Below are 12,474 nucleotides of genomic sequence, written 5' to 3'. Positions count from 1 at the left end.
CCGTGAAGCGCGCCGTCGGTCAGGGCCGCCAAGCAGCGCCTTCGCCGTCGAAGATCAAGATCACCTCGCTGGGGCAGAAGGACGCCGCCCGCTGGGGCAGCGCTGCCCTGTTCACCGTCGAGCGCACGGACGCGGGGGCCGTCGCGGCACCGGTGGGGCTCTCGCTCGACTACTCGAAGTTCGCCGACGGCGCGGGTGGGGCCTATGGCTCCAGGCTCCGGCTGATCGAGCTCCCCGCCTGCGCCGCGACACGGGCGCCGGGCAGCAAGGACTGCGCCGCGACGCACAAGACGATGGGGTCCACCAACGATCCGGTCGCTCGCACGGTCAGCGCACAGGTGGCAGCGGCACCGACCAGCACCGGCGCGAGCGTGTTCGCGCTGACTGCCGGTGCCTCGTCGTCTAAGGGTGACTACAAGGCCACCCCGCTCTCCCCCTCGGCGAGCTGGTCGATGGCGAACTCCTCCGGTGCGTTCTCGTGGAACTACCCGATGCGTATGGTTCCGACGCCGGGAGGCATGTCTCCGACGGTCGGCCTGGGCTACTCCTCCCAGTCCGCCGACGGCCGGACCTCCGCGACGAACAACCAGGGCTCCTGGGCCGGCGAGGGCTTCAGCTACGAACCGGGCTACGTGGAACGCTCGTACAAGCCGTGTTCGGAAGACGGACACAGCACCTCCGGGGAGCAGTGCTGGGCGTTCGAGAACGCCACGGTGATGCTCAACGGCTCGGCCAGCACGCTCGTCAAGAGCGACAAGGACGGCACGTGGCACTTCGCCTCCGAGTCCGGGGCGAAGGTCGAGCAGCTCACCAGCGCCAACTACGCCACCAACAACGGCGACAACAACGGCGAGCACTGGAAGATCACCACGACCGAGGGTACGGAGTACTACTTCGGTCTGAACCGGCTACCCGGCTGGACCACGGGCAAGGAGGAGACCTCCTCGACGTGGACCGCGCCCGTCTTCGGTGACGACCCGGGCGAACACTGCTACAACGCGACGTTCACCAGCGCGCACTGCAAGCAGGCCTGGCGGTGGAACCTCGACTACGTCAAGGACACCCGCGGCAACGTCATGTCGTACTTCTACGGCGCGGAGACCAACTACTACGCGCTGAACGGCAAGACGGACGTCAACGGCACGGCGTACCACCGCGGCGGATACCTGAAGCGGGTCGATTACGGCCAGCGGGACAACGCCGTCTACACCACCAAGGCACCCGCCCGCGTGGTGTTCAACGTGGCGGAGCGCTGCATTCCAGTCCCCAACGTCTTCGACTGCGCGCCTGCGAAGTTCACGATGGCCAATGCCGCGTACTGGCCGGACACTCCCGTGGACCGTTCCTGCGCCGCGAACACGAAGTGTGCGGCGAACCAGAGCAGCCAGACGTTCTGGACGACCAAGCGGCTGACCGGCGTTACGACCCAGATGAGCAAGAGTGCCGTCGCGGGTGAGTACTCCGACGTCGACGCGTGGACGTTCACGCACTTCTTCACCGACAACGGCGACGACACGAAGACCCTCTGGCTGCAGAAGATCGATCACGAGGGCAAGGTCGGCGGCAGCGCCAAGGTGCCGTCGGTGGAGCTGCGCGGCGGCCACCTGATGAACCGGGTGGACAGCGACGTCGACAACACCGACCCGTTCAACCGCTACCGCCTGGTCACCGTGGTGAGCGAGACCGGAGCGCAGCTGGACATCACCTACGCGCCCCGTGAGTGCACGCCCACGACTCTGCCCCAGCCGGGCACGTCGACCAAGCGCTGCTACCCCGTCATCTGGTCCCCGCCGGGCAGCATCGAGCCGAAGACCGACTGGTTCCACAAGTACGTCGTCCAGGAGATCATCGAGAGCGACACCACCGGTGGCGGCGACGACCTGGTCACCCGCTACGACTATCAGGGCCCGGCCGGTTGGCGGCACGCCGAACCGGACGGGATCACCGACCCGAAGTACCTGACCTGGGGGCAGTGGCAGGGCTACGGCAAGGTCACCGTCACGGGCGGGAACGGCGAGAAGACCTCGACCCGCATCGACTACACGTATCTGCAGGGTCTCGACGGCGACAAGCTCCCCGGCGGTGGCACCCGCGTCGAAAAGGTGAAGGACTCCACCGGCACGGAATACATGGGCCACAAGGAGTTCACCGGCTTCGAGATCGAGTCGCAGACCTACGACAACGCGACCGGCGGCAAGGTGATCGCCAAGGCGATCAGCGAACCGTGGAAGCACGACACGGCGACGCAGACCAGGACGTGGGCCACCACCCACGCCACTTTGGTCAAGTCCGATGTCTCACGCGGCTACAGCCTCCAGCACGACAACACCTGGGTCGCCACGAAGTCGACGTCGACCTACGACACCTCGGTGCCCAACGGCCGACTGGAGAAGACCGAGGACCTCGGTGATCTCTCCACGACGACGGACGACACCTGCACCCGGCTCTGGTACGCGGACGAACCCGGCAAGAACGTCTACGAGCGCCCCGCTCGAAGCGAGGCCGTCACCGTCGGCTGCGCCGCCACGCCGGACCGCAGGACGCAGATCCTCGCGGACGAACGCACCACGTACGACGCCTACGGCAATGCCACCAAGACCGAGCGCCTGACCGCTCACGACGGCACGTCGGCCACCTACCAGGTCACGGGCACGACCGAGTACGACGTCTTCGGCCGCCCGACCCTGCAAAAGGACGCGGAGCAGACCCCGACGACGATCGAGTACACCGATGCCTTCGGTCTGATCTCCAAGACCAAGCACACCAACGCGCTCGGACACGCCACGACCACGGACTACGCCGCGGCTTGGGGCCAGTCGGTCGGCCAGGCCGACCCGAACGGCAAGCGCACCGACCTCACCTACGACCCCCTCGGCAGGATCAGCTCCGTCTGGCTGACGGACCGCGTCAAGTCCACCTCCCCGAGTATCAAGTACTCGTACAACGTCCGGAACGACAAGCCGGTCAGCGTCAAGACGGAGAAGATCCAGAACAACGGAATCTACGGCGCCGAATACCAGCTCTACGACAGCCTGCTGCGCCCGCGGCAGCTCCAGTCGCAGGGCCCCGACGGCACCCGTCTGGTCGGTGACGTCTTCTACGACGGCACGGGCAAGCCGAAGAAGACCAACGCCACCTACAACGCGACCGGGGTTCCGTCCGAGGAACTCCTGATCGTGACCAATGGCCAGGTCGCCTCGCAGACCGCCTTCGAATACGACGGGCTGGGCCGCACAACTGCGGCGATCTCGCTCGTCGGTGGCGTCGAACAGTGGCGTACGACAACGGCGTACGACGGAAACCGCACCCACGTCGACCCGCCCAAGGGTGGGGTGCCGACCACCTCGATCACCGACGCCCAGGGGCGTGTGACCGAGCTGCGTCACTACCGCACGGAGTCACCGGAGCCGGCGGGCCCAGGTATCCAGTACGACACCACGAAGTACACGTACACGCCGCGAGGCCAACTGCAGACCGTCACCGACGCGAAGAACAACGTATGGCGCTACGAGTACGACCAGCTGGGTCGCAAGACCAAGAGCATCGACCCTGACGCAGGGACGTCGCGGGTGGAGTACGACGGTCTGGACCGTCCCATCGCCGCCTTCGATGCCTACGACAAGAAGATCAGCACCGTCTACGACAAGCTGAGCCGTCCCCTGAGCACCTGGGAGGGCGAGGCGGTCACCGGCACGAGGCTGACGGAGACGCGTTACGACCGGGCGGGAGCTCTCGGCGAGGCCTGGGCGTCGTTCCGATACACGAGCCCCACCGAGTACTTCGCCAGCTTCGTCCTCCAGCGAGACGCGCGCTACCGACCCATGCGGGTCGACTATGTGGTGCCCGCCTCCGAGGGACTGCTGAAGGGAACGTACAGCTTCACGACCTCGTACCGGCCCGATGGGACCGTCGCCAGCACGGGTGTCCCCTCCGCGGGCGCCCTGCCCACCGAGACGTTCTCGTACGGCTATGACGCGCTGCAGCGCCCCACGAGCATGACGAGCTCGATGTCCGACTACGTGTCGGGCACCCAGTACACCGAGACCAGCCAGCTCAAGGGCTTCCTGCTCTCCACTGGCAGCGGCAAGAAGGTCCAGCAGTCCTTCGACTTCGAGAAGGGCACCGACCGTCTGACCGGCTCGAGGATCGACATCGAGGGCGGGTCCGCCCCGGCGAAGAAGTCGCAGTACTCCTACGACCAGGCCGGCAACGTCCTGTCGATCGCGGACCTCGGAGGAACGTCACCCGACGTCCAGTGCTTCGCCTACGACAACGCCCAGCGCCTGGCGGAAGCCTGGACGCCTGCCGCGACCGAGGCCGAGGCCGCCGGCCTGGGCACGGTCGGCGCCGTGGCGAACGGCACGACTCCTTCGGCGTGCGCCGCCGCCCCGGGCACGAGCCCGCTCGGCGGTCCGGCCGCGTACTGGAAGTCGTACACCACGGACGCGATCGGCAACCGCACCCAGGAAGTCGTCCACGACACCGGGCTGGACGCGACAAAGGACATCACGCGCTCCTTCACCTACGGCGAGGACAACGCCGGCCCGCACGCGGTCACGAAGGTCGTCGAGAACACCCCGACCGGTGACCGGCAGTCGCTCTACTCCTACGACGACAACGGCAACACCCACACCCGGACCCTCGGCGGCAACACCCAGACCCTGGAGTGGAACCCCGAAGGAAAGCTGACGAAGACCAACGAGGCCGACGGCAAGGAGACGACGTACGTCTACGACGCCTCCGGCGAGCGCGTCCTGCGACGCGACGCCACGGCGACGACGGTCTACCTGCCGGGCATGGAACTCAAGCTGGCGACGAACGGCACCGCGGTCGACGCCACCCGCTACTACTCCTTCGCGGGCCAGACGGTCGCCGTTCGCCAGAACAACGGGGACCTGTCCTTCCTCGGCTCCGACCACCAGGGCACGAGCAGCCTGTCGATCAACGCGGTGACGGGCAGCGTCTCCCAGCGTCGCTTCGACCCGTACGGAGGTCCGCGGGGCCAGGACAGCGGAACATGGCCGGGCGAAAAGGGCTTCGTCGGCGGCACGCTCGACGCCCAGACGGGCCTGACGCACATCGGGGCGCGTGAATACGACCCGGGGCTGGGCAAGTTCATCTCGGTCGACCCGCTGATCGACTACACCCAGCCGCAGCAGATCAACGGCTACGCCTACGCGAACAACAGCCCGGTGACGTTGTCGGACCCGACGGGCTTGGCACCGTGTGCGCCAGGTGTGGCCGATGGGGGTAGCTACTGCGGATCCAAGCCTTGCGGCATGATCTGCTGGCCGATCGACGGGCAGCCGGAAACGCCAGCGGTCAGCAAAGCCAAGGATGACGTAACGCAGGCGACCGCCAACCTGAACTCCTCGAAGAAGCAGGTCAAGCAGGCCGTCAAGGCGCTGGTAAAAATCGCCAGCCGTGAGCTGGGAATCGATGCCGCACTCGACTGTTTCTCCAGCGGAGATATAGGCGCCTGTGGTGAAACAGCGCTCAACGTCGCGGGTAGCTTCGCTGGTGGCTTGGCGGGCAAGCTTCTCGTCAAGTACGGCCTGCGGTGGGGCAAGGCGGCAGATCTGGTCAAAACGATCTACGCTCACGTCGAGAAGCTCATCGACGGCATCACATCGATCTGGGATGGATCCAAGGCTCTAGGTAAGGCCAAGGATGCTCTCGCTGTCGCTCGCGCGAAGGCCGCGGCCGCAATTGGTAAGGGTGCCTCTTCCTGTCCGATCAAGGGGAAGCACAGTTTCCTGCCGGGGACGAAGGTCCTCCTTGACGACGGCTCCACGAAGGCTATCGAGGATGTCAAACTCGGCGACCGGGTGACGGTCACTGATCCTGAGACCAGTGAGACCACGACCCGCGAGGTCGTGGGCACCATCGTCACGGAGGACGACAAGCACTTCGTCGACCTGAGTATCCGAGTGGGCGCCGGTAACACCTCGGCCCTGATCTCGACAACGACGCACCCCTTCTGGGTCATGTCGGAGAGCAAGTGGATCGAAGCCGGCGACCTCAAGCCCGGTATGACGCTCCGCACGCCGAGCGGTGACACGGTGACGCTCGAAAAGATCCGCCGCTTCGACGAGCGCCAGCGCACGCACGACCTCACGGTCAACGACATTCATACATACTATGTGCTGGCAGGTGCCACCCCGGTCCTCGTTCACAACTGCTCGACAAATCTTCTTTCGTCGGAAGATGTACTGAATGGGTACGTGCCGAAAGTCAAGTCTGCTGAGGGCTACCACGACGTTTGGATCCACGGTTCCCCGGATGGGGTTTCCCCCAACTTCAATGCTGCGGAGAGTGGATCCAATGTGCTTGATCACAGGGGTCTGGCGAAGCTGATCAAGAATGATCCAAATTACACTGGTGGCCCAATCAGGCTCTGCTCTTGCCAGACTGGCGCGTCTAGGGGAACCTTCGCGCAGGATCTTGCCAACAAGCTCGGCGTTGAAGTTCTGGCCCCGACTGGATATTTGATGGTACGTTCCAATGGTCGGATCAGTATTGCTCGTGAAGGTGCAGCGCTAGGGCGATCTCACTTCGGTGGTAAATGGGTGCCCTTCCTGCCCGGAGGTGGCAGGTGACCGGAAGGGATGTCATGAGGCGGGCAGGATTTTATGAGACTGCTGACGAAGTTTCCAATGCGGCGAGTCCTGACGAGTATCCCTGGGAGCCGTTTGCCTTGCGCTATCTAGAGCAAGGTGAAATTGTTCTTGCTGCAAGCCAGTGGGTTGATGATTTGGTGGATTCGGATATCAAGAGCATCTGCCAGTATTCGATTCGGACAGATGGCGTGTGGGTCTGGCCAGCCAGTCTCGCATACTATGTGAGGAAGTATCATGTGATGCTCCCAATCGATTTCCTCAGCCGCATGAAAGCGAATGATTGGACTGTGGGGCATGTGGGAGAAACCGAAATGGATGCTATCTATGATCGACTGACTGAGTGTACCGAATCCAGTCAATGACAGTCGGTATTAGTCTGGCCGTTCTCGGCAGAGGACTCCAACTAGCTCCTTTCTGAATGGCTTGGCCGTTTCTGAAGCGGCCAAGCTTGCCAAATGGCAGGGGCCCTATCGGAAGCTCCTTCTGGTAGGGCCTCCGTCCTAAGGGCTGTCCCGTAACTCCAGAGATCGCTTGCCGACGTCCGATTCGACCCGCTGGCCGGAATCCCGTTGAGGGCCGCAAGTCGGGGCGCAACTGGACAAGCCGATCTGCCTGTCGTGGCCTACCGGCTTCCCCCCTGAGATACGGGACAACGCTTAGGGGCCAGACTGCGACCGGACAGAGCGCCCCCGGCGGTGATTCAAAGACTGCGCCATCGGGGCACCGCCATCACGGCGTGAGGCGGCGTGATGTGCGGTGCGCAGTGGGCTCTGACGCAGGTCGGCGGGGGGATGGTGCAGCCCTCTACGACGCAGAGCCGCCCGCGCGCATAGGGTTCGCACAGATTGACGAGTCCGAGCAGAGAGTTGAACCATGCGAGCCACCTCCTTCCGTCGTACGGCCGCCGTCGCCGCCACCGTCGGGTCACTGGCGCTGCTGCTCACCGCGTGCAGTGGGGACGCGAACGACGGGAAGCCGAAGGGCGAGAACGACGCGTCCGCGTCCGCCGCGGCCAAGCCCGACGTGAAGGCGCTCTCCGCCGGTGAGCTGGAGAAGCTGATCGTCGAGCAGGCCGACCTCAAGGACCACCAGGTGCAGAAGCCGAAGGCGGCCGAGATCCTGCACTCCGGCGACGTCGGTGCCGACAAGCCGGCCTGCGAGCCGCTCGCCGAGGCCGTCTCGCACGTGGCCCCCGGCGACCCGGGCGCCAGCGTGCAGCGCAAGGCCGTCGAGGTGAAGAAGGGCAAGGCCGGGTCCGCGGACGACATCATGGGCGCCCTCGGTGCCCCCGTGACCGACGTGACCCTCGGTTCGTACGGCGGTCAGGGCGCCGAGAAGGCGTTCGCCTCGCTCAAGACCGCCGGGACCGAGTGCGCCGGCGGCTTCACCGTCATGGCGAGCGGCACCAAGACGAAGGTCGGCAAGGTCGCCCCCGAGAGCGGTCTGACCGCCGGCGACGAGGCGCTCGCCTGGACCGTCACCGTCGACATGGAGGGGCAGCCCTTCGTCACCAAGCTCGTGGTCTTCCGCAAGGGCAACACGCTGGCCTCCTTCGCCTCCCTCAGCCTCTCCGGTGAGGTCAAGGCGCTGCCCAAGGCCGTCGTCGACGCGCAGGCCGCCAAGCTGCGCTGAGTCCGGGCCGGCGGCGGCCTTCGGTCGTAGGCTGCCGCCATGTGCGGAATCGTGGGTTACGTCGGCGGGCAGTCGGCGCTTGATGTGGTGATCGCGGGCCTCAAGCGGCTCGAGTACCGGGGCTACGACTCGGCCGGCGTCGCGGTGCTCTCCGACGGAGGGCTCGCCGCGGCGAAGAAGGCGGGCAAGCTCGTCAATCTGGAGAAGGAACTGGTGGACCGGCCGCTGCCGAGCGGCTCCACCGGCATCGGACACACCCGGTGGGCCACGCACGGCGGCCCGACCGACGCCAACGCGCACCCGCACCTCGACAACGCGGGGCGCGTGGCCGTCGTCCACAACGGCATCATCGAGAACTTCGCCGCCCTGCGCGCCGAACTGCAGGAGCGCGGCCACGACCTCGCGTCCGAGACGGACACCGAGGTCGTGGCCCACCTCCTGGCCGAGCAGTTCTCCTCCTGCGGGGACCTCGCCGAGTCGATGCGCATGGTGTGCCGCCGCCTCGACGGGGCGTTCACGCTGGTCGCCGTGCACGCCGACGACCCCGACGTGGTCGTCGGCGCCCGCCGCAACTCCCCTCTCGTGGTCGGGGTCGGCGAGGGCGAGTTCTTCCTCGCCTCGGACGTGGCCGCGTTCATCGCCCACACCCGGGCGGCCATCGAGCTGGGACAGGACCAGGTCGTCGAACTGCGGCGCGACGGGGTGACCGTCACCGACTTCGACGGGGCGCCCGCCGAGGTCCGGTCGTACCACGTCGACTGGGACGCCTCGGCCGCCGAGAAGGGCGGCTACGACTACTTCATGCTCAAGGAGATCGCCGAGCAGCCGAAGGCCGTCGCCGACACCCTCCTCGGCCGCATCGACGCCGAGGGCCGTCTCAGGCTCGACGAGGTGCGCATCCCCGCCACCGTGCTGCGCGAGGCCGACAAGGTCGTCATCATCGCCTGCGGTACCGCCTTCCACTCCGGCCTCATCGCGAAGTACGCCATCGAGCACTGGACCCGCATCCCCTGCGAGGTCGAGCTGGCCAGCGAGTTCCGCTACCGCGACCCGATCCTCGACCGGCGCACCCTCGTCATCGCGATCTCCCAGTCCGGCGAGACCATGGACACCCTGATGGCCCTGCGGCACGCCCGCGAGCAGGGCGCGAAGGTGCTCGCCATCTGCAACACGAACGGCTCCACCATCCCGAGGGAGTCGGACGCCGTCCTCTACACGCACGCCGGCCCCGAGGTCGCCGTCGCGTCCACCAAGGCGTTCCTGACGCAGCTCGTGGCGTGCTACCTGGTCGCGCTGTACCTGGGGCAGGTACGGGGGACGAAGTGGGGCGACGAGATCGGCGCCGTGATCCGGGAGCTCGCCCGGATCGGCGACGAGGTCGAGCGGGTCCTGGAGACCATGGAGCCGGTGCGCGAGCTGGCCCGCTCGCTCGCGCACAAGGACACGGTCCTCTTCCTCGGCCGGCACGTCGGCTACCCCGTGGCCCTGGAAGGCGCGCTTAAGCTGAAGGAACTCGCGTACATGCACGCCGAGGGCTTCGCCGCCGGGGAGCTCAAGCACGGGCCGATCGCGCTCATCGAGGAGGACCTGCCGGTCGTCGTGGTGGTCCCGTCCCCCAAGGGCCGGTCCGTCCTCCACGACAAGGTCGTCTCCAACATCCAGGAGATCCGGGCCCGCGGCGCGCGGACCATCGTGATCGCGGAGGAGGGCGACGAGGCCGTCGCCCCGTACGCCGACCACCTCATCCGCATCCCCGCAACGCCTACGCTGCTCCAGCCGCTGGTCTCCACCGTCCCGCTCCAGGTCTTCGCCTGCGAACTGGCGACGGCGCGCGGCAACGAGGTGGACCAGCCGCGCAACCTGGCGAAATCCGTGACCGTGGAGTGAGCGAATGATCATCGGGGTGGGGATCGACGTGGCCGAGGTGGACCGCTTCGCGGCCTCTCTGGAGCGGACCCCCGGGCTGCTCGGGCGGCTCTTCGTCGACGGGGAGCTGCTGCTGCCGAGCGGCGACCGGCGGGGGGCCGCCTCGCTGGCCGTCCGCTTCGCCGCGAAGGAGGCGTTGGCCAAGGCGCTCGGCGCCCCCGCCGGTCTGCACTGGACGGACGCGGAGGTGTACGTCGAGGAGAGCGGGCGGCCCCGCCTGCGGGTGCGCGGGACGGTGGCGGCGCGGGCGGCGGAGCTGGGGGTGAAGCACTGGCACGTCTCGCTCAGCCATGACGCGGGGGTGGCGTCGGCGGTGGTGATCGCCGAGGGGTGAGGCACGCGCCGCGCGCGAGGTGAGCAACGAGGGCCCGGCCGCGCGACGGCCGGGCCCCGCGCGTGGGCCCTCCGCCCGGGCGCGGACCCGGGTCTGGACCCTGGCCCGGACTCGCGTGTGGGCCCGGGCGCGGTCCCGGACCCGGGCGCGGACCATGAAGTGACCCGGGCGCGGCCCTTCCGAACCCGGCCCGGCGCAACGGTCCTGGCCGGGCGTCGGCTTGGGCGGTGCGGCAGACTGCGGGACATGCGTACCGCTTACCGCGTGGAGACCGTACGGGCTGCAGAGGCCGAGCTGATGAGCCGTCTGCCGCAGGACGCGCTGATACACCGGGCCGCGGCCGGACTCGCCGCCGCCTGCGTCTCGCTTCTGGGGCGCGGCCGGGTGTACGGAGCGAGAGTCGTCCTCCTCGTCGGCAGCGGGGACAACGGCGGCGACGCGCTGTACGCCGGCGCCCGGCTCGCGCGGCGGGGGGCGGGCGTGACGGCCGTCCTGCTGGGTTCGCGCGCCCACGAGGGCGGTCTCGCGGCGCTGCGGGCGGCCGGTGGGCGCGTGGCGGAGGACGATCCGTTCGAGCCCCTGGCGGCCGCCGATCTCGTCCTGGACGGGATCACCGGCATCGGCGGGCGCGGCGGGCTGCGGCCGGACGCGGTCCCGGTCGCCCGGGCGGCGCGCGGCTCGGACGCGGTCGTCGTCGCCGTCGACCTGCCGAGCGGTGTCGACGCGGACACCGGGCAGGTGGCGGGGGAGGCGCTGCGGGCGGACGCGACGGTGACGTTCGGCGCGTACAAGCCGGGGCTGCTGATCGATCCCGCCCGGGAGTACGCCGGGGCGCTGCGGCTCGTCGACATCGGCCTCGCGGACCATCTGCCGTCGGTGGCCGAACTGGAGGCGCTCCAGCACGAGGACGTCGCCAGGCTGCTGCCCGTGCCCGGTGCGGAGAGCGACAAGTACCGGCGCGGTGTCGTGGGCGTGGTCGCCGGCTCCGCGCGCTACCCGGGCGCGGCCGTCCTCGCGGTGTCGGGGGCGCTCCGGGGCGGGGCGGGCGCGGTGCGGTACGTGGGTCCCGCCGGGGACGCGGTGATCGCCCGCTTCCCGGAGACGCTGGTGCACGCCGGTCCGCCGCGGAAGGCCGGACGGGTCCAGGCCTGGGTGGTCGGCCCGGGCCTCGGCGACGGGCCGGGGGTCGAGGAGGTCCTGGCCTCGGACGTACCGGTCCTGGTGGACGCGGACGGTCTGCGCGACCTGCCGGTGTCGGTCGTGCGCGGGCGCACCGCCCCGACGCTGCTCACCCCGCACGCCGGCGAGGCGGCGGCGCTGCTCGGCGTCTCCCGCGAGGAGGTCGAGGCGGGGCGGCTCGCGGCGGTACGGGAACTGGCGGAGCGCTTCGGCGCGACGGTGCTGCTCAAGGGGTCGACGACGCTGGTGGCCGCGCCGGGCGGGCCGGGCGGTTCGGTGGAGGGAGAGGTCCGGGAGACCGCGGGGGCGGCGGTACGGGTCAACCCGACGGGCACGTCGTGGCTGGCCACGGCCGGCAGCGGCGACGTCCTGTCCGGCCTCGCGGGCTCGCTGCTCGCGGCGGGCCTCCCGGCCCTGGACGCCGGTTCGGTGGCGGCGTACCTCCACGGCCTCGCGGCCCGCCGCGCCTCCGGCGGCGCCCCGGTCACGGCGACGGAGGTGGCGGAGGCCCTGCCCGGCGCGTGGCGGGACGTGACGTCGTAGGCCGTGTCATGCCCAACCCGCCCCCGGCGCCCCCGTGCTGATGACGCCGGTCGGGTGACATCGCGGACCCAGGCCCAACACCTCCCGGGCAGCGGTCCGTTCCTCGCGCGGCCGTGGTCCGCCAGGCCGGCGGCCAGGACGTCGCCCCGTCCTCACCCCGCCGTCGCCGCGTCCGGGCCGGGGGTTCCGCGGTGCGGGATCGCGGGTGGGGCACGACGGGGTGACCGGGTCGACAGGCGG

At 68.6% G+C, this 12,474-nt stretch carries 6 protein-coding genes; all 6 read left to right on the top strand.

Annotation, left to right across the window (positions count from 1 at the left end):
* Positions 1-2: 2 nt before the first annotated feature.
* The 6 genes from ACZ68P_RS15970 to ACZ68P_RS15945 all read left to right on the top strand — a co-directional run bounded on the left by ACZ68P_RS15970 (position 3) and on the right by ACZ68P_RS15945 (position 12,234).
* Positions 3-6,599, top strand: coding sequence for a polymorphic toxin-type HINT domain-containing protein (locus ACZ68P_RS15970; RefSeq protein ID WP_471006466.1), 6,597 nt, complete (start codon positions 3-5; stop codon positions 6,597-6,599).
* Positions 6,596-6,982 carry a hypothetical protein gene (locus ACZ68P_RS15965; RefSeq protein WP_471006464.1) on the top strand — a complete coding sequence of 129 codons (387 nt, stop codon included), beginning with the start codon at positions 6,596-6,598 and terminating at the stop codon, positions 6,980-6,982. The genes ACZ68P_RS15970 and ACZ68P_RS15965 overlap by 4 nt, the downstream gene beginning before the upstream one ends.
* 511 nt (positions 6,983-7,493) lie before the next feature.
* Positions 7,494-8,252, top strand: coding sequence for a hypothetical protein (locus tag ACZ68P_RS15960; protein WP_471006462.1), 759 nt, complete (start codon positions 7,494-7,496; stop codon positions 8,250-8,252).
* A gap of 39 nt (positions 8,253-8,291) precedes the next feature.
* Positions 8,292-10,139 carry a glutamine--fructose-6-phosphate transaminase (isomerizing) gene (gene glmS / locus ACZ68P_RS15955; protein ID WP_365718522.1) on the top strand — a complete coding sequence of 616 codons (1,848 nt, stop codon included), beginning with the start codon at positions 8,292-8,294 and terminating at the stop codon, positions 10,137-10,139.
* A gap of 4 nt (positions 10,140-10,143) precedes the next feature.
* Positions 10,144-10,512, top strand: a complete 369-nt coding sequence (locus ACZ68P_RS15950) for a holo-ACP synthase (RefSeq protein WP_471006460.1) — start codon at positions 10,144-10,146, stop codon at positions 10,510-10,512.
* Positions 10,513-10,758: 246 nt separating this feature from the next.
* On the top strand, positions 10,759-12,234 hold the full coding sequence (locus tag ACZ68P_RS15945; protein WP_471006458.1) for an NAD(P)H-hydrate dehydratase: 1,476 nt from the start codon (positions 10,759-10,761) through the stop codon (positions 12,232-12,234).
* Positions 12,235-12,474 lie beyond the last annotated feature (240 nt).

The organism is Streptomyces sp. NPDC036822, assembly GCF_055609145.1.
This window is presented reverse-complemented; position numbering and strand designations above follow the sequence as displayed.